16 protein-coding genes, 4 tRNA genes and 1 pseudogene are annotated in these 22433 nt (G+C 58.6%); 19 read left to right on the forward strand and 2 right to left on the reverse strand.

Annotated features, from left to right (window positions below; genetic code table 11):
• Window positions 1–41: 41 nt before the first annotated feature.
• The 15 genes from asd to HX818_RS24170 all read left to right on the forward strand — a co-directional run bounded on the left by asd (window position 42) and on the right by HX818_RS24170 (window position 14809).
• Window positions 42–1154: an aspartate-semialdehyde dehydrogenase gene (gene asd, locus HX818_RS24100; protein ID WP_003212667.1), complete on the forward strand. Its 1113-nt coding sequence runs from the start codon at window positions 42–44 to the stop codon at window positions 1152–1154.
• A 248-nt stretch (window positions 1155–1402) separates the two neighbouring features.
• On the forward strand, window positions 1403–2413 hold the full coding sequence (locus HX818_RS24105) for an aspartate-semialdehyde dehydrogenase (RefSeq protein WP_003212668.1): 1011 nt from the start codon (window positions 1403–1405) through the stop codon (window positions 2411–2413).
• Window positions 2414–2573: 160 nt separating this feature from the next.
• Window positions 2574–5111: a FimV family protein gene (locus tag HX818_RS24110; protein ID WP_177020875.1), complete on the forward strand. Its 2538-nt coding sequence runs from the start codon at window positions 2574–2576 to the stop codon at window positions 5109–5111.
• Window positions 5112–5267: 156 nt separating this feature from the next.
• Window positions 5268–6092: a tRNA pseudouridine(38-40) synthase TruA gene (gene truA / locus HX818_RS24115; protein ID WP_003212671.1), complete on the forward strand. Its 825-nt coding sequence runs from the start codon at window positions 5268–5270 to the stop codon at window positions 6090–6092.
• A gap of 63 nt (window positions 6093–6155) precedes the next feature.
• On the forward strand, window positions 6156–6788 hold the full coding sequence (locus HX818_RS24120; RefSeq protein ID WP_003212673.1) for a phosphoribosylanthranilate isomerase: 633 nt from the start codon (window positions 6156–6158) through the stop codon (window positions 6786–6788).
• Window positions 6789–7031: 243 nt separating this feature from the next.
• Entirely contained in the window at window positions 7032–7952 is a 921-nt protein-coding gene (gene accD / locus HX818_RS24125; RefSeq protein WP_003212675.1) for an acetyl-CoA carboxylase, carboxyltransferase subunit beta, read from the forward strand.
• A complete protein-coding gene (gene folC, locus HX818_RS24130; protein WP_177020876.1) occupies window positions 7949–9256 on the forward strand; it encodes a bifunctional tetrahydrofolate synthase/dihydrofolate synthase in 1308 nt (435 codons plus the stop codon). The genes accD and folC overlap by 4 nt, the downstream gene beginning before the upstream one ends.
• Window positions 9240–9899 (forward strand): SPOR domain-containing protein, encoded by a 660-nt coding sequence (locus HX818_RS24135; protein ID WP_102606395.1) that lies wholly within the window; start codon window positions 9240–9242, stop codon window positions 9897–9899. Before folC ends, HX818_RS24135 begins: the two co-directional genes overlap by 17 nt.
• A gap of 254 nt (window positions 9900–10153) precedes the next feature.
• Window positions 10154–10711 (forward strand): CvpA family protein, encoded by a 558-nt coding sequence (locus tag HX818_RS24140; RefSeq protein WP_003212681.1) that lies wholly within the window; start codon window positions 10154–10156, stop codon window positions 10709–10711.
• Between the two features lie 41 nt (window positions 10712–10752).
• Window positions 10753–12258: an amidophosphoribosyltransferase gene (gene purF / locus HX818_RS24145; RefSeq protein ID WP_003212683.1), complete on the forward strand. Its 1506-nt coding sequence runs from the start codon at window positions 10753–10755 to the stop codon at window positions 12256–12258.
• A gap of 66 nt (window positions 12259–12324) precedes the next feature.
• Window positions 12325–13536 (forward strand): O-succinylhomoserine sulfhydrylase, encoded by a 1212-nt coding sequence (locus HX818_RS24150; RefSeq protein ID WP_008438742.1) that lies wholly within the window; start codon window positions 12325–12327, stop codon window positions 13534–13536.
• An 11-nt stretch (window positions 13537–13547) separates the two neighbouring features.
• Window positions 13548–14312, forward strand: coding sequence for an SDR family oxidoreductase (locus HX818_RS24155; RefSeq protein WP_003212687.1), 765 nt, complete (start codon window positions 13548–13550; stop codon window positions 14310–14312).
• A 107-nt stretch (window positions 14313–14419) separates the two neighbouring features.
• Window positions 14420–14495: transfer RNA gene (locus tag HX818_RS24160), tRNA-Val, on the forward strand.
• Window positions 14496–14550: 55 nt separating this feature from the next.
• Window positions 14551–14627 (forward strand) — tRNA-Asp (locus HX818_RS24165).
• Between the two features lie 105 nt (window positions 14628–14732).
• Window positions 14733–14809: transfer RNA gene (locus HX818_RS24170), tRNA-Asp, on the forward strand.
• Between the two features lie 166 nt (window positions 14810–14975).
• Here the strand turns inward: HX818_RS24170 and HX818_RS24175 are convergent.
• Window positions 14976–16259 carry an FAD-binding oxidoreductase gene (locus tag HX818_RS24175; RefSeq protein ID WP_177020877.1) on the reverse strand — a complete coding sequence of 428 codons (1284 nt, stop codon included), beginning with the start codon at window positions 16257–16259 and terminating at the stop codon, window positions 14976–14978.
• 183 nt (window positions 16260–16442) lie between these two features.
• On the opposite strand from HX818_RS24175, the gene HX818_RS24180 reads away from it, so the two are divergent.
• From HX818_RS24180 to HX818_RS24195, 3 genes and pseudogenes are all read left to right on the forward strand, one after another.
• Window positions 16443–16519 (forward strand) — tRNA-Val (locus HX818_RS24180).
• Between the two features lie 120 nt (window positions 16520–16639).
• Window positions 16640–17765 (forward strand): annotated as a pseudogene (locus tag HX818_RS31305) (IS3 family transposase); the annotation flags it as partial.
• 199 nt (window positions 17766–17964) lie between these two features.
• Window positions 17965–19002 carry a right-handed parallel beta-helix repeat-containing protein gene (locus tag HX818_RS24195; RefSeq protein WP_177020880.1) on the forward strand — a complete coding sequence of 346 codons (1038 nt, stop codon included), beginning with the start codon at window positions 17965–17967 and terminating at the stop codon, window positions 19000–19002.
• A gap of 222 nt (window positions 19003–19224) precedes the next feature.
• On the opposite strand, the gene HX818_RS24200 is transcribed toward HX818_RS24195, so the two are convergent.
• Window positions 19225–20553, reverse strand: a complete 1329-nt coding sequence (locus HX818_RS24200) for an O-antigen ligase (protein WP_177020881.1) — start codon at window positions 20551–20553, stop codon at window positions 19225–19227.
• 818 nt (window positions 20554–21371) lie between these two features.
• Here HX818_RS24200 and HX818_RS24205 point away from each other — a divergent pair.
• Entirely contained in the window at window positions 21372–22412 is a 1041-nt protein-coding gene (locus HX818_RS24205; protein WP_177009384.1) for a hypothetical protein, read from the forward strand.
• The last annotated feature ends 21 nt before the right edge of the window (window positions 22413–22433 follow it).

A 22433-nucleotide genomic window follows, 5' to 3' on the forward strand; every position in this document is an offset into this window, starting at 1 on the left:
TTGCTGCAAGGCGGCCCACTTTTGAACAAGGTGTAGTTGCGATGAAACGTGTAGGTCTGATCGGTTGGCGCGGTATGGTCGGTTCCGTGCTCATGCAGCGGATGCTGGAAGAGCAGGATTTCGATCTTATTGAGCCGGTGTTTTTCACCACCTCCAATGTAGGTGGTCAAGGGCCGTCCGTGGGCAAGGACATTGCTCCGCTCAAGGACGCCTACAACATTGAAGAACTGAAGACCCTCGACGTCATTCTGACCTGCCAGGGTGGCGACTACACCAGCGAAGTCTTCCCCAAGCTGCGCGAAGCCGGCTGGCAGGGTTACTGGATCGACGCCGCTTCCAGCCTGCGCATGCAGGATGACGCGGTGATCGTGCTGGACCCGGTCAACCGCAAGGTGATCGACCAGCAACTGGACGCGGGCACCAGGAACTACATCGGCGGCAACTGCACCGTCAGCCTGATGCTGATGGGCCTGGGCGGCTTGTTCGAAGCCGGCCTGGTGGAGTGGATGAGCGCCATGACCTATCAGGCGGCCTCCGGTGCCGGCGCGCAGAACATGCGTGAACTGATCAAGCAGATGGGCGCGACCCACGCCGCTGTCGCCGATCAACTGGCTGACCCGGCCAGCGCGATCCTCGACATCGACCGCCGTGTGGCCGAGGCCATGCGCAGCGAGGCCTACCCGACCGAGAACTTCGGTGTGCCATTGGCCGGCAGCCTGATCCCGTGGATCGACAAGGAACTGCCTAACGGCCAGAGCCGTGAAGAGTGGAAGGCCCAGGCCGAGACCAACAAGATCCTCGGTCGCTTCAAGAGCCCGATCCCGGTGGACGGTATCTGCGTGCGCATCGGCGCCATGCGTTGCCACAGCCAGGCGTTGACCATCAAGCTGAACAAAGACGTGCCGATCGCCGATATCGAAGGGCTGATCAGCCAGCACAACCCTTGGGTCAAGCTGGTGCCGAACAACCGTGATATCAGCATCCAGGAACTGAGCCCGAACAAGGTGACCGGTACCCTGAATGTGCCGGTTGGCCGTCTGCGCAAGCTGAACATGGGTACGCAGTACCTGGGCGCGTTCACCGTCGGCGACCAACTGCTGTGGGGCGCGGCTGAGCCGTTGCGTCGCATGCTGCGGATCTTGCTGGAGCGGTAATCGCTGCTGGTAATAAGAAACCCGCGTTCTGGTGACAGGCGCGGGTTTTTTATTGCGCGCTCGGGCCTCTTCGCGAGCAAGCCCGCTCCCACATTTGATCGCATTTCAACTGAAGAAACTCGCTCGAATGTGGGAGCGGGCTTGCTCGCGAAGAGGCCATCAGCCACACCACAACCCCCAGGTTAATTGCCTCACCCCCAGCCACCCGGTAAAGTGCCGCTCCCCCCGCAATGCCCGAGGCAGCCCCCATGACCCAGACCTTTGATATTGCCGTGATCGGCGCCACCGGCACCGTTGGCGAAACCCTGGTGCAGATCCTCGAAGAGCAGGACTTCCCGGTAGGCAGCCTGCACCTGTTGGCCAGCAGCGAGTCGGCCGGGCATTCGGTGCCGTTTCGTGGCAAGAACGTGCGGGTGCGGGAAGTCGATGAATTCGATTTCAGCAAAGTCCAACTGGTGTTCTTCGCCGCCGGCCCTGCGGTCACCTTGAGTTTTGCCCCGCGCGCCACCGCTGCGGGCTGCACCCTGATCGACTTGTCCGGCGCCTTGCCGGCCGATCAGGCGCCGCAGGTAGTGCCGGAAGCCAACGCACAGATCCTCGATGGCCTGAAAAAACCTTATCAGGTCAGCAGCCCAAGCCCGTCGGCCACTGCCCTGGCCGTGGTGCTGGCGCCACTGCGCGGCTTGCTGGACATTCAGCGCGTCAACGTCACCGCCAACCTCGCCGTTTCCGCCCAGGGCCGTGAGGCTGTCAGCGAACTCGCCCGGCAGACCGCCGAGTTGCTGAATGTGCGCCCGCTGGAGCCGAAGTTCTTCGACCGGCAAATGGCCTTTAACCTGCTGGCCCAGGTCGGCAAGCCTGACGCGCAAGGCCACACCGCCCTGGAAAAACGCCTGGTGCACGAATTGCGCGCCGTGCTGGAAATGCCTTTGCTAAAGATTTCCGTCACTTGCGTTCAAGCCCCGGTGTTTTTTGGCGATAGCCTGACTGTGTCACTGCAATTGGGGGCAGCGGTGGATCTCGCTGCCGTCAACCGTGCCCTGGACTCGGCACCGGGTGTCGAGTTGGTGGAAGAGGGCGATTACCCCACGGCTGTGGGCGATGCGGTCGGTCAGGACGTGGTCTACGTGGGCCGGGTTCGTGCCGGTGTTGATGACCCCGCGGAACTAAATATGTGGCTGGCGTCAGATAACGTACGCAAAGGGGCGGCACTGAACGCCGTACAGCTGGCGCAGTTGTTGATAAAAGGCCTTGTGTAAAAGATACTTGGCGGCAATTTGTAGATTGATTCTAGCCAAGCGCTATGCTTGGCCCCAAGCTGGAAAAATTGCGCGTCGGTGACCTATCGGCTCGCCATGCCTAATGGCAGCGGTTACCCACCTTCTCGCCGGCCGGGGAGTGTTCAAAAAGGATGAGGCTATGGTTCAAGTTCGCAAACTGGTGTTAGCAATAGCGGCCGCCTCGGCGCTGTCCTCCGGTATGGCGCAAGCACTGCAGCTTGGGGAGATGACCCTCAAGTCGAAGCTGAACCAGCCGCTGTCGGTGGAAATCGAGTTGCTCGATGTCGGTGGCCTGACCGCCTCCGAGATCACCCCCAGCCTCGCGTCGTCCCAGGCCTTTGTGGATGCGGGCGTCGATCGCCAGGCGTTCCTGAACGACCTGACCTTTACCCCGGTGGTCAATCCCAACGGCCGCAGTGTGGTGCGTGTCACCTCCAGCAAGCCGCTGCCGGATTCCTACGTGCGTTTCCTGCTGCAGGTGCAATGGCCCAACGGCCGCCTGATGCGCGACTATAGCGTGCTGCTGGACCCGGCCAAGTTCGACCAGTCGACCCCGGCCGCCGGTGCACCTGCACCCGCGCCACGCTTGAGTGCGCCCGCGACGACGGCTCCGGCAGTTACCAAGGCCAAGGAACACACCACGACTTCCCGTGACACCTTGTGGGAAATCGCCGCGAAAAACCGCAATGGCGCCTCGGTGCAGCAGACCATGCTGGCCATTCAGGCGCTGAACCCTGACGCCTTTATCGACGGCAACATCAACCGCATGAAAACCGGCCAGGTCCTGCGCCTGCCGGATTCGGGGCAAAGCACCAGCCTGCCGCAGCCCGAGGCGATTGCTGAAGTGACGGCGCAAAACGCGGCGTGGCGCGAGGGCCGCCGTGGCGGCAATCAGCTCGCCGGCAAGGCGCAGCTGGACGCGACCAAGCGTACCCAGGCGGGTAATGCGCCGTCGCAGACCAATACCAAGGACAATTTGAGCCTGGTCTCGGCCGAAGCGGCCAGGAAAGGCGGGAAGGGCGCGGCGGGCGACAGCCGGGCCTTGAACAACAAGCTGGCGGTGACCCAGGAAAGCCTGGATTCGACCCGTCGCGAGAATGAAGAACTGAAAAGCCGCATGGCTGACCTGCAAAGTCAGCTGGACAAGCTGCAGCGGCTGATCGAGCTCAAGAACAACCAACTGGCCAAGTTGCAGACCCCGGGTGGCGCTGCGGCGCAGCCTGCTGCAACGGCGGCGATGCCGGCCGAGCTGGCTGCACAACCGGCAGCTCCGGCAGCAACCCCTGCGGCTGCGCCGGTCGAGACCCCGGTCAAGCCGGATGCGGCACCTGCCAGCACTGAAGGTAAATTCAACGACCTGCTGACCAACCCGATCGTGCTGGGGGTGATCGGCGGCGCAGCGGGTTTGCTGGTGCTGTTGCTTCTGCTGCTGTGGGCCCGTCATCGCAATGCGCGCCTTGAAGAAGAAAAGCACCTGCGCATGGCACGGGCCCTGGCTGAAGAGCCGGAATTTGCGCCGAACATTGATCACGACCTGCCATCTGACAGTTTCGAAGGCCTTGATGTGCCGCCGCCGAACGTCAAGCTGGCTCCAGCTCCAGCTCCAGCGGCGGTGGTTGCCCCGGTGATTGCGCCGGTGGTCGCACCTGTTGCTGCGCAGCGTCCGACCGACGCCCTGGCGCAAGCCCAGTCGCATATCGACCGTGGCCACCTGAACCAGGCTGCGGAAGTGCTGGAAGATGCAATCAAGCAAGAGCCCGCCCGCAGTGACCTGCGTCTCAAGCTGATGGAAGTCCACGGCTTGCAGGGCAACAAGGACGGGTTTGTCACCCAGGAGCGCCAACTGGTCGCCAATGGCGACAACCATGCCCAGGTCGAACAGCTGAAAAGCCGCTTCCCGGCCATGGCCGTGTTCGCAGCAGGCGTCAGCGCTGCCGTTGCCGCTGCCGCTCTCGACGCCCAATACGTCAAGGACCTGCTCAAGGACGAACCGGCACCGCCTGCACCTGAGCCTGCGCCGGACGCGTTTGACACTGACTTCGACCTCAGCCTGGACGATCTGGAGGCTGCTTCGCCAGCTGTGGTCCGCCCGACGTCGGACGACGACCTTAGCTTTGAATCGGTGCTGCAACAGCAGACCGAGGCCAAGGCCAGTGCGGAAGACCTGTCGGATTTCGACCTGGACCTGCAACTCGATCCACCCTCGTCGGCCCAGTCCGACGACGACTTCCTCTCCGGCCTTGAAGACCAGATGAAGGACCTGCCGCCGGTAGAGCCGCCGACACTGACGCCGGCCGACCTGGACGACCTCGACCTGCCGGAGGATTTCGACCTGTCCCTGGCCGACGAGCCCGAGGCGCCTGCAGCGGCCAAGCCGGACGCGTTTGCGTCGGAGCTTGATGATGTCAACGCCGAGCTGGATCGCCTGTCGCAAAGCCTGGAACATCCGCCAATCGAACCGTCCTTCACCGCCGACGACGCGGCGTTGGGTGGCGATGAGCCGGAATTCGACTTCCTCTCCGGTACCGACGAAGTGGCCACCAAGCTCGACCTGGCGCAGGCCTACATCGACATGGGCGATGCCGACGGTGCGCGGGACATTCTTGGCGAGGTGCTCAAGGAAGGCGATGACGGTCAGAAGGGCGAGGCCAAGGAAATGCTCAGCCGGCTGGCTTGATACGCGCGGTAAATACAACGGCAGCCTTCGGGCTGCCGTTTTGCCATCCAGGCACCAAACCCATGGCGTCCCAGGCGCACGGCCTTATAATGGCCGCCTTTGCGCAACTCATCAGGCTCTCAGTTCTTGGCAAATATAGATAACGCGGCCGCCGAAATGGCGGCCGCAGGCTTTTTCAGAATCGCCCTGGGCGTGGAATACAAAGGCTCGCGCTATCGTGGCTGGCAACGCCAGGCCTCCGGTGTGCCGACGGTGCAGGAAACCCTGGAGAAGGCCCTGTCGAAAGTCGCCGACTCACCGGTGTCGCTGATGTGCGCCGGGCGGACCGATGCCGGCGTGCACGCTTGCGGGCAAGTGGTGCACTTTGACACTCAGGCCGAGCGCTCGATGAAGGCATGGGTGATGGGCGCCAATATCAACTTGCCCCACGACGTCAGCGTCAGTTGGGCCAAGGTAATGCCGGCGGACTTTCACGCGCGCTTCAAGGCCATCGCCCGGCGTTATCGCTATGTGATCTACAACGATCAGATCCGCCCGGCCCATCTCAACGAAGAAATCACCTGGAACCACCGCCCGCTGGACGCCGAGCGCATGGCCGAGGCGGCCCAGCATCTTGTAGGTATCCACGATTTCAGCGCGTTCCGTGCCGGCCAGTGCCAGGCCAAGTCGCCGATCAAGGAAGTCCATCACCTGCGGGTGACGCGCCACGGCAAGATGATCGTGCTGGATATCCGCGCCGGCGCCTTCCTGCACCATATGGTGCGCAATATCGCCGGGGTGCTGATGACCATCGGTACCGGCGAACGCCCGGTGGAATGGGCCAGGGAAGTGCTGGAAAGCCGGATTCGCCGTACCGGCGGCGTCACGGCGCATCCGTTCGGCCTGTACCTGGTGGATGTGGAGTACCGCGACGAGTTCGAATTGCCCCAGCGATTCATCGGGCCACACTTCCTCACAGGTTTCAGCGAACTTGGCGGCTGACGCCCTCAAAAGCATTTGTTACCATCCGGGACTTTCCCGGACACGCCCTGAGGTTTCATCGACATGTCTGCCGTTCGCAGCAAGATTTGCGGGATTACCCGCATAGAAGACGCGTTGGCGGCGGTCGAGGCGGGGGCCGATGCCATCGGTTTCGTGTTTTATGCCAAAAGCCCGCGGGCGGTGAATGTGTTGCAGGCGCGGGCGATCATTGCCGCGTTGCCGCCGTTCGTGACCACCGTGGGGTTGTTCGTCAACGCCAGCCGCTGCGAGCTCAATGAAACCCTCGACGCCGTGCAACTGGACATGCTGCAGTTCCATGGCGATGAGAGTCCGGACGAGTGCGAGAGCTACCAGCGCCCGTACATCAAGGCGCTACGGGTCAAGGCCGGGGACGATATTGCTGCGGCATGCGCTGCCTATGGCGGGGCTCGCGGGATTCTTCTCGACACCTACGTCGAAGGCGTTCCCGGTGGTACGGGCGAGGCGTTTGACTGGTCGTTGATTCCCGAAGGGTTGAGCAAGCCGATTATCCTCGCGGGCGGCCTGAATCCGGACAACGTGGCCAGTGCCATCCAGCAGGTTCGGCCGTATGCCGTGGACGTCAGCGGCGGGGTAGAGCAGGGCAAGGGCATCAAGGATCACGCAAGGATTCGCGCATTCATGCAGGCCGTGCGCGACAGCAGCGGGACGATGTGACGGCTGGCAGTCTGCCGCCGTCCATAACTACCACTGTGTAAAACAGCCCGGCGCCGCCTGTGGGAGGCCCGGAAATGAAGTGGCAACCCTGCACGGCAGGTTGTCTGGAAGGCTGAGGGCACAGGCAGGAAATGGCTGGTCGAACGTCTGACCCCGTCCAGTTTGTGTCATCGCCACATATGAATTTAGCTCAAGGGCATACGCGGGGCTGTGTTCAAGCCACCGGTACTGGAGAAAGAAAGCATGAGCAACTGGTTAGTAGACAAACTGATCCCTTCGATCATGCGTTCCGAGGTGAAGAAAAGCTCGGTTCCTGAAGGTCTTTGGCACAAGTGCCCATCCTGCGACGCGGTGCTGTACCGCCCGGAGCTGGAAAAGACCCTGGACGTTTGCCCCAAGTGCAATCACCACATGCGTATCGGCGCCCGCGCCCGCATTGATATTTTCCTCGACGCCGATGGTCGCTCCGAACTGGGCGCTGACCTGGAGCCGGTTGACCGTCTGAAGTTCCGCGACGGCAAGAAGTACAAGGACCGCCTGACCGCGGCCCAGAAGCAGACCGGTGAAAAGGACGCGCTGATTTCCGTCAGCGGCAAGCTGCTGGGCATGCCGGTGGTGGTTTCGGCCTTCGAATTCTCCTTCATGGGCGGCTCGATGGGCGCCATTGTCGGTGAGCGTTTCGTACGTGCCGCCAACTACGCGCTGGAAAACCGTTGCCCGATGATCTGCTTCGCCGCCTCCGGCGGTGCGCGGATGCAGGAAGCACTGATCTCGCTGATGCAAATGGCCAAGACCTCCGCGGTACTGGCGCGTCTGCGCGAAGAAGGTATTCCGTTCATCTCCGTGCTGACCGACCCGGTCTACGGCGGTGTGTCCGCCAGCCTGGCGATGCTGGGTGACGTGATCGTCGGTGAGCCGAAGGCGCTGATCGGCTTTGCCGGCCCGCGTGTTATCGAGCAAACCGTTCGCGAAAAACTGCCGGAAGGCTTCCAGCGTAGCGAGTTCCTGCTGGAGCACGGCGCGATCGACCTGATCATTCCGCGCGGCGAACTGCGTCCGCGCCTTGGTAGCCTGCTGGCGCAAATGATGGGCCTGCCGACACCTGTGTACGTCGCGCCTAAAATCGAGCCGATTGTCGTGCCACCGGTGCCTGCAAACATATGACCCAACGTACCCTGGGCGAATGGCTCGCCTACCTTGAGCAGTTGCATCCGTCAGCCATCGACATGGGCCTGGAGCGCTCGCAACAGGTAGCGGCCCGCCTCGGGTTGGGCCGGCCGGCGCCGCGTGTGATCACGGTGACCGGCACCAACGGCAAGGGCTCTACCTGCGCCTTTGTCGCGGCCTTGCTGCAAGCCCAGGGCCTGAAGGTCGGCGTGTACAACTCGCCGCACCTGCTGCGCTACAACGAGCGGGTGCAGCTCAATGGCGTCGAAGCCACTGACGAGCAACTCTGCGAAGCCTTCGCCGCACTTGATGCCGGGCGTGGCGAGATTTCCCTGACCTATTTCGAGATGGGCACCCTGGCGGCGTTCTGGCTGTTCGAGCGTGCGCAGCTGGATGTAGTGGTGCTGGAAGTCGGCCTGGGTGGGCGTCTGGACACGGTCAATGTGGTGGATGCCGACCTGGCGCTGATTACCAGTATTGGTGTCGACCATGCGGACTACCTGGGTAACACCCGTGAGTCCGTGGCCTATGAAAAAGCCGGGATCTTCCGCCAGGGCAAGCCTGCACTGTGCGGCGACCTGGATCCGCCGCATACCTTGCTGGACAAGGTGCGCGAGCTGGATTGCCCGTTCTTCCTGCGTGGGCGTGATTTCAATCTCGAGATTGGCGACCGATTCTGGCAATGGCGCGGGCTTGACGCGCGCGGTCAAACCGTCGAGTTGCGCGACTTGCCACTGCTGAACCTGCCGATGGAAAACGCCGCGCTCGCGCTGCAAGCCTACCTGTTGCTGGATTTGCCCTGGCATGCCGAGCAGATTGCCGCTACGTTGCAGGCTACTCGCGTGGTGGGGCGCCTTGACCGGCGCACGTTCGACTGGGAGGGCAAGCGCCTGAACCTGCTGCTGGACGTGGGGCATAACCCTCACGCCGCTGAATACCTGGCCAGGCGCCTGGCACGCACGCCGCCCGCCGGTCGCCGCCTCGCGGTGTTCGGATTGTTGTCCGACAAGGACCTGGACGGCGTGGTTGCACCCTTGCTGGGCGACGTCCAGGCCTGGGCGGTTGCACCGCTGGATACGTCCCGCAGTCGTCCTGCCATCGAGTTGCAGGTTGCCTTGCAGAACCTTGGCGCGTCCGTGACGTCCCATGCAAGCGTGACAGCCGCCCTGGAAGCCCAGTGCGCGGTTGCGACGCCTGAGGATGAGATTCTGTTGTTCGGATCATTTTATTGTGTTGCCGAGGCGCTCGAATGGTTGGCCCGGCGCTCCACGGAGGAAGCTGCACATGGCATTACTGGATAGCGCATACAAGCAGCGAATGGTTGGAGCCCTGGTCCTGGTGGCGTTGGCGGTGATTTTCCTGCCGATGCTGTTTTCCCGTCAGGATGAGCAGCGCCAAGTGACCGTTGAAGCGCCAGCTGCGCCCCAGGCGCCTGCGGTGCCTCAGGTTCAGGTTGAGCCGGTGGTGGTTCCCGAGCCGCAAGCGCTGCCGGAAGAAGAGCCGGTGCCGACCGATGACGAAGTGGCTGCACAGCAAGCGCCGTCGATGCCGGTGCAGCCGAGCGTGCCGGTGGTTAAGCCTGCGCCTGCTCCTGCAGTTGCTGCGAAGCCTGCGGCGCCGGCGCCAGCGCCAAAACCTGTGGCCCCGCAACCTGCGGCACCGGGCAAGCCGGACGTGGGCCAGAGCCGTATTGACCCGAATGGCTTGCCGATCAGTTGGTCGATCCAGCTGGCCAGCCTGGCTAACCGCGAAAGTGCTGATGCGTTGCAGAAGAAGCTGCGCACCCAGGGTTACAACGCCTATATCCGCAGCGCCGATGGCAAGAACCGGGTATTCATCGGGCCGCTGATCGAGCGGGCTGAAGCCGATCGCTTGCGGGACCTGTTGGATCGCCAGCAGAACCTCAAGGGTTTTGTGGTTCGCTTCCAGCCCGAAAAAGGCTGAGGCTGCAAGGATTCAAGCTGGAATGCGGTCAATGTGGGAGCGGGCTTGCTCGCGAAGCGGTGTATCAGTCAGCAGATTTATTGGCTGCCCCACCGCCTTCGCGAGCACGCCCGCTCCCACAAGTGTTTTGGGTGTGCCGCAACAGGCCGGTTTCCCCTATAACTCATTGATTTCAAATGCACTGCCAATCACAGCTTACCGATAGCCCAGCGCTCTGCTAAAATGCGCCGCCTTATCCGTCTGTAGGCTGAACTGTGCCATTTACCTGGGTTGATTGGGCGATCGTTGCAATCGTCGCCATCTCCGCTTTGATCAGTCTGAGCCGCGGCTTCGTCAAAGAAGCATTGTCGCTGCTGACATGGATCATCGCAGGAGTTGTAGCCTGGATGTTCGGCGGTTCATTGTCTGTCTACCTGGCCGGATACATCGAGACACCTTCGGCTCGCGTCATCGCGGGCTGCGCCATCATGTTCATCGCCACGTTGTTGGTGGGGGCAATGGTCAATTATCTTATCGGCGAATTGATACGCGTCACCGGCCTCTCCGGGACCGATCGATTTCTCGGCATGGCCTTCGGCGCCGCGCGTGGCGGCTTGCTGGTGGTCGTGGCGGTCGGGCTGTTGAGCCTGGGGCCGGTACAGCAGGATTCGTGGTGGCAGGAGTCGGTACTCGTGCCAAAATTTCTATTGGTTGCAGATTGGTCCAAAAACCTCATTTTGGGGTGGAGCAGTCAGTGGCTGGCCAGCGGGATCAGCGTACCCGCTGATCTTCCGTTCAAGGAACACCTCTTGCCGGCCAAAACGCCTCAGTAAGTTGTGTTCAGTCAAGATTCATTAAGTAGGGGTTGCGTCGCATGTGTGGCATCGTCGGTATCGTCGGTAAGTCGAACGTGAATCAGGCGCTGTATGACGCGCTAACCGTCCTCCAGCACCGCGGCCAGGATGCTGCCGGTATTGTGACCAGCCACGACGGCCGGTTATTCCTGCGCAAGGACAATGGTCTGGTGCGTGACGTGTTCCATCAGCGCCACATGCAGCGCCTGGTCGGGCACATGGGCATTGGCCACGTGCGCTACCCGACAGCGGGCAGCTCGACCTCGGCCGAAGCCCAGCCGTTCTACGTCAACTCGCCCTATGGCATCACCCTGGCGCACAACGGCAACCTGACCAACGTTGAACAACTGGCCAAGGAGATTTACGAATCTGACCTGCGCCACGTCAACACCAACTCGGACTCCGAAGTACTGCTGAACGTGTTCGCCCACGAACTGGCCCAGCGCGGCAAGCTGCAGCCGACCGAAGAAGACGTGTTCGCTGCCGTGACTGACGTGCACAACCGTTGCGTCGGTGGCTATGCGGTAGTGGCGATGGTGACCGGCTACGGTATCGTCGGTTTCCGCGACCCCCACGGCATCCGCCCGATCGTGTTCGGCCAGCGTCATACCGACGAAGGCGTCGAGTACATGATCGCTTCCGAAAGCGTGTCCCTGGACGTGCTGGGCTTTACCCTGATTCGCGACCTGGCGCCGGGCGAAGCGGTCTACATCACTGAAGACGGCAAGCTGCACACCCGTCAGTGCGCACTGAACCCGAAACTCACCCCGTGCATCTTCGAACACGTCTACCTGGCGCGTCCGGATTCGATCATCGACGGTGTTTCGGTGTACAAGGCGCGCCTGCGCATGGGCGAGAAGCTGGCGGACAAGATCCTGCGCGAGCGCCCGGATCACGACATCGACGTGGTTATCCCGATCCCGGACACCAGCCGCACCGCTGCGCTGGAGTTGGCGAACCACCTGGGCGTGAAATTCCGCGAAGGCTTCGTCAAGAACCGTTACATCGGCCGTACCTTCATCATGCCTGGCCAGGCTGCGCGCAAGAAGTCGGTGCGCCAGAAGCTCAACGCGATCGAGCTGGAGTTCCGCGGCAAGAACGTGATGCTGGTGGATGACTCCATCGTACGCGGCACCACCTGCAAGCAGATCATCCAGATGGCCCGCGAAGCCGGTGCGAAGAACGTTTACTTCTGTTCCGCCGCGCCTGCCGTGCGTTACCCGAACGTGTACGGCATCGACATGCCGAGCGCCCACGAACTGATCGCCCACAATCGTTCGACCCAGGACGTTGCGGACCTGATCGGCGCCGACTGGCTGATCTACCAGGACCTGCCGGACCTGATCGAAGCCGTCGGTGGTGGCAAGATCAAGATCGAGGAGTTCGATTGCGCGGTGTTCGACGGCAAGTACGTCACCGGCGATGTCGACGAGGCCTACCTGAACAAGATCGAGCAGGCCCGTAACGATTCCTCGAAGATCAAGACCCAGGCGGTCAGCGCGATCATCGACCTGTACAACAACTGAGTAGACACCGGCCCTGAGGGGCCGGTTTTGTATCTTTGATAAAGCATTCGAGTTGAGGAGTAGAGCATGAGTCAGGAATGGGATGCCGGTCGCTTGGACAGCGACCTCGATGGCGTAGCTTTCGATACCCTGGCTGTGCGCGCCGGCCAGCACCGCACCCCGGAAGGTGAGCACGGTGACCCGATGTTCTTTACCTCCAGCTATGTGTTCCGCACTGCGGCCGACGCCGCTGCGCGTTTTGCCGGTGAAGTGCCGGGCAACGTTTATTCGCGTTACACCAACCCGACCGTGCGCGCGTTCGAAGAGCGTATCGCCGCGCTGGAAGGCGCCGAGCAAGCTGTCGCCACTGCCACGGGCATGGCCGCGATTCTCGCGGTAGTCATGAGCCTGTGCAGCGCCGGCGACCACGTCCTGGTGTCGCGCAGCGTGTTTGGTTCGACCATCAGCCTGTTCGAAAAGTACTTCAAGCGTTTTGGTATTGAAGTCGACTACGTGCCGCTGGCGGACCTGTCCGGCTGGGACGCGGCCATCAAGGCCAACACCAAATTGCTGTTCGTCGAGTCGCCGTCCAATCCGTTGGCCGAGCTGGTGGACATTGCCGCATTGTCTGAAGTGGCCCACGCCAAGGGCGCGATGCTGATCGTCGACAACTGCTTCTGCACCCCTGCATTGCAGCAGCCGCTGAAGCTGGGCGCAGACATCGTTGTGCACTCGGCCACCAAGTTCATCGACGGCCAGGGCCGTTGCATGGGTGGCGTGGTTGCCGGCCGCAGCGAGCAGATGAAGGAAGTGGTGGGCTTCTTGCGCACCGCCGGCCCGACCCTGAGCCCGTTCAACGCCTGGATCTTCCTTAAAGGCCTGGAGACCCTGAGCCTGCGGATGAAGGCCCATTGTGCCAACGCCCAGGCCCTGGCCGAGTGGCTGGAGCAGCAGGACGGTATCGAGAAGGTCCACTACGCCGGCCTCAAGAGCCACCCGCAACACGAGTTGGCCCAGCGCCAGCAGCGTGGCTTCGGCGCCGTGGTGAGTTTCGAGGTCAAGGGCGGCAAAGAGGGCGCCTGGCGCTTTATCGATGCGACTCGCCTGATCTCCATCACCGCCAACCTGGGTGACAGCAAGACCACTATCACTCACCCGAGCACCACCTCCCACGGCCGCCTGGCGCCGCAGGAGCGTGAAGCTGCCGGGATTCGTGACAGCCTGATCCGCATTGCCGTGGGCCTGGAAGACGTCGCTGACCTGCAGGCCGACCTGGCCCGTGGGTTGGCTGCCCTGTGATCGAGTGGTCCATGGAGGCGGCGAGCGCCAGTAACGGGCGGGTCGCGCTGGTGACCGGCGCGGCGCGGGGCATCGGCCTGGGGATTGCCGCCTGGTTGATCAGCGAAGGCTGGCAGGTGGTATTGACGGACCTGGACCGTGAGCGCGGTTCCAAGGTGTCCAAGGTGCTCGGCGACAACGCCTGGTTTATTACCATGGACGTGGCCGATGAGCGGCAGGTTGCCCAGGGCGTGGCCGAGGTACTTGGCCAGTTCGGGCGCCTGGATGCGCTGGTGTGCAATGCCGCCGTGGCCGACCCGCGCAACATCACCCTGGAAAGTCTCGACCTGGCTTACTGGAATCGTGTACTGGCGGTGAACCTCAGTGGTCCCATGTTGCTGGCCAAGCACTGTGCGCCCTACCTGCGGGCCCACGGCGGCGCCATCGTCAACCTGGCGTCGACCCGGGCACGCCAGTCGGAACCGGACACCGAAGCCTATGCGGCGAGCAAGGGCGGTTTGCTGGCCCTGACCCACGCGTTGGCTATCAGCCTCGGGCCGGAAGTACGGGTCAATGCCGTCAGCCCGGGCTGGATCGATGCCCGTGACCCGGCTGCACGCCGTGCCGAGCCGCTGACGGATGCGGATCACGCCCAGCACCCGGCGGGCAGGGTAGGCACTGTGGAAGACGTAGCGGCGATGGTGGCGTGGTTGCTGTCGCGCAATGCCGGGTTTGTCACCGGGCAAGAGTTCGTCGTCGACGGCGGCATGAGCAAGAAGATGATTTACACCGAGTAGGGCGGGTCGCGGTCCTGAAGCAATTTTGTCTTTTTCAGAAAAACTTCAAGCAGGCTATTGACTTAGGTCCGCTACCTGCGTAAATTTCGCGGCCTCAACGAAGCAAAGGGTGATTAGCTCAGCTGGGAGAGCATCTGCCTTACAAGCAGAGGGTCGGCGGTTCGATCCCGTCATCACCCACCACTTCTTGAGAGTTTTGCCCTAGGGCAAGACGCAACGTTAAAGGTTGCACCGACGCGCAGCGGTAGTTCAGTCGGTTAGAATACCGGCCTGTCACGCCGGGGGTCGCGGGTTCGAGTCCCGTCCGCTGCGCCATATTTTCCAGGTCTGATGTTTCAGATTTGAGATTGAACAGCCAAGGTTGGTCAGTCAGATGTTTGAAGGCGGTTGAAGGTGACACTTCAGCAGTCTGAGCGATACGCAGCGGTAGTTCAGTCGGTTAGAATACCGGCCTGTCACGCCGGGGGTCGCGGGTTCGAGTCCCGTCCGCTGCGCCATATCTGTTCCAGGGCCCACTGAACGCCCTGAGACGCCAAAGCAAGCCGCTGGCTTGGTTGGATCGATAGCAAAGACCCTGGTCGAAAGACCGGGGTTTTTTGTGTCTGCGATTGGGTGCCGGCGCGGCAAGTACAGGGGCCGGCAAGCCAGCCCCGTGGTCCGGGCTCAGAATCCCAGCTTGTCCCGCAACCCGTAATACCAGGCCCCCAGCGCCGCAAACGGCGTGCGCAACAGTTGTCCGCCGGGGAAGGGGTAGTGCGGCAGGCCGGCAAACGCATCAAAACGTTCTGCCTGGCCTCTTAGCGCTTCCGCCAGTACCTTGCCCGCCAAGTGGGTATACGTCACGCCATGGCCGCTACAGCCCTGGGAGTAGTAGATGTTATCCCCCAGGCGACCGACCTGCGGCAGGCGCGACAAGGTCAGCAGGAAATTGCCTGTCCAGGCGTAGTCGATCTTCACGTCCTTGAGTTGCGGGAAGGCCTTGAGCATCTTCGGCCGGATGATCGCCTCGATATTCGCCGGGTCACGCGCGCCGTACACCACGCCACCGCCGAAGATCAGGCGCTTGTCGCTCGTCAGGCGGTAGTAGTCCAGCAGGTAATTGCAGTCTTCGACGCAGTAATCCTGTGGCAGCAGTGTCTTCGCCAGTTCATCGCCCAGTGGCGCGGTGGTAATCACCTGCGTACCACACGGCATCGACTTGGCCGCCAGTTCCGGAACCAGGTTCCCCAGATAGGCGTTGCCCGCGACAATAATGAACTTGGCCCTGACCTTGCCGTGCGCCGTATGCACCACCGGATTGGCGCCGCGCTCGATGCGAGTCGCCGCCGACTGCTCATAAATGGTGCCGCCCAGGGACTCCACGGCTGCCGCTTCGCCCAGCGCCAGGTTCAGCGGGTGAATGTGCCCGCCGCTCATGTCGAGCAGGCCGCCCACATAGTTGTCACAGGCGACCACCTCGCGAATGCGCCGCTCGTCCAGCAACTCCAGCTGGGTGTGGCCGTAGCGCTCCCACAGGCGCTTCTGCGACTCCAGGTGGTCCATGTGCTTGCTGTTCAGTGCCGCGAACACACCGCCGTCCTTCAGATCGCACTGGATCTGATACTTGGCCACCCGCTCCCGAATGATCCTGCCGCCTTCAAATGCCATGTCGCCGAGTAATTTCGCCTGCTGGGGGCCGACACTGCGCTCGATCACATCGATATCACGGCTGTAGCTGTTGACGATCTGCCCACCATTACGGCCCGACGCGCCAAAGCCTACCTTGGCAGCTTCCAGCACTGTCACGCGAAAGCCGTTTTCCAGCAGGAACAGCGCGCTGGACAGGCCGGTATAACCGGCGCCAATCACGCACACATCGGTTTCAACTTCACCTTGCAGCTCTGGGCGAGGAGGTACCGCATTCGCAGACGCGGCGTAATACGACTGGGGGTAGGGGGTGTTCGCCATCCTGGAACCTCTGTTTTATATTTTTTACGAGTGCGCCGATCCTACCTGAGTTGAAAATCCGCTGCCAGCCGCCGGAAAATACCGTTGTGCTGGCCACAAATAAAAAATTCGCATATTCATAGGCTTAGCTGCAAAAAAGGTGTTGACACCCCTCGGGAATTCCGTAGAATGCCGCCTCACAGCAGGCACGTAGCTCAGTTGGTTAGAGCACCACCTTGACATGGTGGGGGTCGTTGGTTCGAGTCCAATCGCGCCTACCAAACAAAATCCGCTCTGCTGGGCGGTCTAGAAGGGCTCACCGAAAGGTGGGCCCTTTTTTGTTGCCTGTGTTTCGTCCTGAATGAGGTCTACACCTTCTGATCTATTTCCAGGAGGGCGTAATGGAGACAGGAAAAAGGCGTAGCCATCGAGACTACACGCTGACCTTTAAATTGTCGGTCGTCGACCAAGTCGAAACGGCGAGCTGGGCTGCAAATAGGCTCAAGAGCGCTACCGGATTCAAGGCAAAACCACCGTTCTGACGTGGTTACGCAAGCGTGGTCGGCAAGAGTGGAGCCCCGGCACATCGATTGGCTCGCCGGGATGGGTTCTGTGCCCGACAGAAACCGACCACTAACGCCATGGCAACGCATCAAAGATGCTTGAAGAACAGTTGGCGTTTTCCAATCAGAAAGCGCAGTTTTTCGAGGCGGTCGTGGCTGTCTTGAAAAACGCCTATGGTCTCTCTGTCGTAAAAAAAGCGTCCCGGCAATTCCTCGCGCATAAACCAATCCAGAACCTGAGCATCAGCAGGGCTTGCCAGTGCTTGGGGATAAGCCGACAGGCTTACTGCAAACGCAATCGCACCGATGCAACTCGCCTGGTTCTGGATCAGAAAGTTGCCGACTTCGTTCAACAAAAAAGTCAGCGTCGGCCGCGTCTGGGTACCCGAAAGCCGCACCACTTGCTGCGTTGCCAGCCTCAACTGAACTGCAAGTGGGGCGAGATCGGCTGTTTTCGATCCTGCACCGAAGGCGTTTACTGGTGGTCCGCGAGCGGGCGTAGCACAAGACGACCGACAGTCATCATCGCTTTCTGCGCTATCCGCACCTACTTAAACCGGGTCCTGATCAGGTTGTTCCAATCGGTCCGGAAAAAATCCGGGTAGCTGACATCACCTAGCTGCCCGTTCAGGAAGGTGTGGCCTATCTGAGACTTGTGACGGATGCTTTTTCGCGAAAGGTCGTGGTTACCAGGTCCATGAAAGTCTGCACACCGAGTCGGTAGTGCAGGTTACGTCGAGCCGTGAATCAGGCTCAAACCGCGCAGCCACTGGTTCATCACTCGGACAGAGCCGGCCAGTATCGCTTGGGAATGTACCAGGAACAGCACGCGAAACACGGCATCCGGTGTTCCATGACGGGCGGCTATGACTGCTACCAAAATGCTTTGGCAGAGCGGGTCAACGGGATCTTGAAGGCGGCGCTTCTGCCTGAGCGACAACAGGATTTCATGCAGTCCGTAGAGCCAAACTTTACTCAGCGCATGCTCAACGAATTATCGCCATCACCGACGAATGGGGGGAACGCCGTGACCGCGCTGCGGCTTGGCAGGCGTACGCCGGAGAAATCTCGAAACAAAAATATGGCTGCTTCGCTTTGATTTTATGCTGTATGTATGTACAGTATATCGAGTGGTTAAGGATAGCCACTAATCAGGAGAAGTCATGTCTATGTACTACGCAACACCATATGTATTCACGCCAAGCGCCACGCTCGACAATGGGCCTCAGCTCAGATCAATTATTCAAGCCGGATATCGCTGGATTCAAATTAACCGCGACGTATGCCCGATCAAGACTACCGTGCCCTTGAATAAGGCCGACCTAACCCCGGTTCACGGTCTGGTCATTGAGCCCGCACCAGGCATCGAGAAGGTGCTTATTGACTCAAGCGGAATTGGTCGAAATCCGGAAGTACCTACCGATCCGAGCTATGCAGCGTTTGATTATCAAGGGAAGGTCCGGCCTGCAAGTTTTTTAACGCGGGAAGCTTTTCTGAATCAGAATGAAATTTTTGTCGATGATCCGACAAAATATGTGGCTGGGGACTGGATTGTAATTTCCGATGCTTCAACAGACTTCCATAAGCAGCCGCTTCCACTTGATGGACCTATGGAAGTTCGGCAGGTTATTCGAGTATTCAGCGGGTCGCTGGTGATCAACAATGTTCTCAAAAAAGGACATCCGGATGGAGCCATTGTTGCTACGTGCGTGCCGATTCGTAACGTTATAATTCGAGGCCTGGAGTTCACTGGGAACTCTGCTGTCGGAGTTCATATTCACTACGGCCAGCATTGCACTATTCAAGATATTACCTCTGTTAACTGGACTGGGCGGTCGCTTGTTCTCATTGATAACGGCGGTAGTAATAACTCAGTCATTGATTGCTACTGTACCGGGACAGAGGCTGGTGGTGGGCCAACACAAAATGCCTGGGGTGTAGTCATGGAAGGTCAGGATTCATCCCGGATGGTGAATAGCGGCGGTGAATTTTGCGGTAATGGCAGTGCAATGAATTACTGTATTGATAGCGTAGCTGTCGATGCAAGAGCACGCAGGAATAATGTAAATGTCGGCGTATATACCCACTCTATCCGAAGTGGTTATATCCGGCCGAGAACGGAACGTCCTCTAATTCTTGACACATACGAGAGTCCAGAGAACGTTGATTGCTTTATCTTTAGCAAGCGGGGTTTATCATAAGCTCTAGCTGTGTTATGAGTTTGTTCGCCTCTCAATGTTTTAATGTCATTTAAGAGGTAGTGCGAAGAAGGCCGAGTCTTGGCCTTCTTCTCTCAAAAATTAACCCCTGAATGGCTTTCTATTTCCCCCGACACGAAGGCTGCCTAAGACTGGCAGTCATAACTTCTCGCGAGGCGCTCTAAAAAGACTATACGTTCGCATAGTACCGCTTATGCTTTTATTTTAATTTAACGGATGGAGTGCAGCGTGAGGTTGGGCAGGCATTGTTGAATTATTTTTTGAGCTTAAGTTGAATGCGCGTCGCCAGTAGAAACCCATTATCAGCAGAAATATAGGGCCTGTAGATGGGGAAGAAAGACCATCTTGAAATACATTGAATACAGTAAAGAATGGTATGACCATTGCCATCATTGCAATGTAAAATCTCTTTTGAAATTCATCGCTTTGAGGGATTTTGAAGAAAGGTTTTACGATGCTCCACAGGAATATCAGATAGAACAATCCAGCAAGACCTCCCATTTTCCAAATGGCACCTAAATATTGATTGTGTGGCGTATAACCTGATGTGCTCACATCGTTATCGAAGTAGCCAAGCTCAGAGTTAAAAAGCCCATAGCCACCAAAGCCAGTACCGAATATCGGGCTGCTTATTAAGTCATCAATAATTATCATGTACAGGCCTAATCTTCCTGATGAAACCCCATCCCAATTTCCAGAGTAGATGTTGTCTGTCATCAAAAGTATTTTGGCGAATAATTCAATAAAGTAGTCTGAAAAAATCGCTATTATGGTTGCAGATGTAACGATGGCAAGCGTGATGTATAGAGCAGCTCTAAATATCCTGCCGACTGTCATTTTTCCCGCGAAGAAGCAACATAAGCAACTAACGATTAAACCAAATGCAGCTTGTCTAGATCCACTGCCTAGGACGAGTATCAAGCTGCACAACATTCCAGTGTACGAAATAATCCGTATGCTTTTTTTGGGTTTCATGATTACGCCTAGCGCTAGACAAATCATGAATGCCGTCGAAAAAAATACAGCTATTCCATTTATTCCATTGCTACCATGAAATTTCATACCGAAAAATGTAGGGTCGAAGACGGCGCCGTAAATGACTTCGCCTGGGATACGCTCAAATTCAGTAAATATAGTAACGTGGCCCTTCATGAAAATCGCGTCAACCGTTGCTGCAAGCGCGGTTGCCGTGAGTAGATAGATTAATGTCTTGTTGAACCTGTCAGGGTGAATGCTTGACTCTCCAATGTTTCTACCCAGCAAATAGACCAGGTATGGCTTGAAGAAAAACGCTATGGATAAAATAGATCTGGCGATGTTTCCCGGCTGGATAAATAATTGTATGTATATAAGTGAGATGAAAGAGAAAATTATGCTGAGCAGAAGCCACTTATTTATCTTGTGGTGAATGATTAGTATGTAAGGGAGGATAAGTAGGCATAGCAAGTCAGACGGCGCAATTTCAACGCCAAGAGCAGGCACGAATATTCTTAGTGGAATGCACAGTAAAACAGCTGATAAAAATAAAAGCATGTTCGACTATCCCTGTAGTAACAAAACTTAAAAAAGCACACTTCATGCATTATTTATTGTCTTGAGCGCCTTTTGAGGCAGCATCATGCCGCCCATCTGCGCGCCAGAATAGTCAACTTGTCATGGCAAGCTTGCCGAAAGCGCGAAACGTGTTCGAAAATTGATAAGTGGCATGATGGTTCCTTTGTATCGCGGTAATCGAAGATCCGTTCGAATTGCTGAAATTGTAGACGTGTTTCGGTGTAGTGAGAGGATTTCGAGTTGCTCGGTTCGGCAGGACACTGTGAATGGTTGATTACTGTAGGAATAGACAACGCTAAGTTAATGATTCTTGTAAGGTTAAACGGGAAATTCGTAGCCTTTCAAAGGGCGAATTTTCCCCTATGGATCAATCGGTTGCAGATTTCTCGGGATCACCTTCAAATGGTGGGGGGCGCTGGCTCGAGTCCTATCGCGCCGACCAAACAGAATCCGCTTTGCTGGGCGGTCTGGAAGGGCTCACCGAAAGGTGCGCCCTTTTTTGTTGCGATTTGCGAAGCCTTTGCAACCTACCTCCTCAAAATGACAATTCGGCGTCCCTTCCTGGCTTGTCGATTTATCCCGTTGTGCTTCTTTCGAGCGTGCTTCGGCATCTTCTTTTCCCGTCTCCCATGAGCCTCCCTGAACGCCACAACGTAGATCACGCGCCCGATACGCGTGATGCGTATGTCGGCGTCGGTGGGCAATAGCTAGAGGGTGCTGCTTTCGTAGAATTTTTAGCTGTATGCATGTACAGTTGTTTCGCCAAAAAATGGCCATGGGAAATCAGGAGAAGTCATATGTCAATTTACAGCGATACCCCTTATGTTTTTACGCCGGATCCCTCTGCGGATAACGGTCCTCAACTCCAGTCGGTGATGAAGGCCGGATACCGCTGGATTCAAATCAATGGCACTGACTGCCCAATCGGGACAACAGTCCTGCTAAACCGTGATGACAATTGGCCCTACAGTGGGCAGATCATCGAGCCAGCACCAGGGATCGATAAGGTCACTATCGACGTTTCAGGGATCGGTCGTAACCCGCTGGACCCAACAGATCCGAGTTATGCCGCCATCGACTACCAGGGTAATGTTCGCCCGGGCAGTTATCTGACCGCGCCGGCCTACGTCAATACGACCGAAATCTCCGTGGCTGATACCACTCCGTACACAAACGGTTCCTGGATCGTCATCTCGGATGCTTCAACCGATTTTGCAACCTACCCGATGCCACTCGACGGCCCGCTGGAGGTTCGCCAGGTTATTTATGTGCTGGCTAACTCATTGATTGTTAATCGCGTAATCAAACGTGATCATCCCCAGGGCGCAATCGTGGCTTTATGTGACCCGATTAAAAACGTGTACATCCGCAACCTTGAATTCACCGGGGACGCTGCGGTAGGGCTGCATCTGCACTACGCACAACACTGTGTGATCGAGAACATCACGTCGGTCGACTGGACTGGGCGCTGCATGCTGCTGCTGGACAACGGTGGTGAGTACAACACCATTCTTGATAGTTATTGCACGGCTACAGAGCCAGGTGTCGATCCTGAACAGACCGCCTGGGGTGTCGTCATCGAGGGGCAGGACTCTACCCGCGTGATTAATTCAGGTGGTGAAAATTGCGGCTTGGGGATGGGGATGAATTACAGCATTGATTGTGTGTCGATTAACGCAAGGGCTCGCCTCAATACAGTAAACGTTGGGGTCTATACCGCATCCATTCGTACGGGGTTCCTTCGACCTGCGACCGAATCCCCTCTGATCCTGGATAACGTCATCACTTCAGACTGCGTTGATTGCTATATGGTTGAACCCATACCTTTTTCCGGATAATCATGGAAAAAAAGCCCGCAT

Source organism: Pseudomonas sp. F9001, assembly GCF_013385435.1.
Taxonomy (GTDB): Bacteria; Pseudomonadota; Gammaproteobacteria; order Pseudomonadales; family Pseudomonadaceae; genus Aquipseudomonas.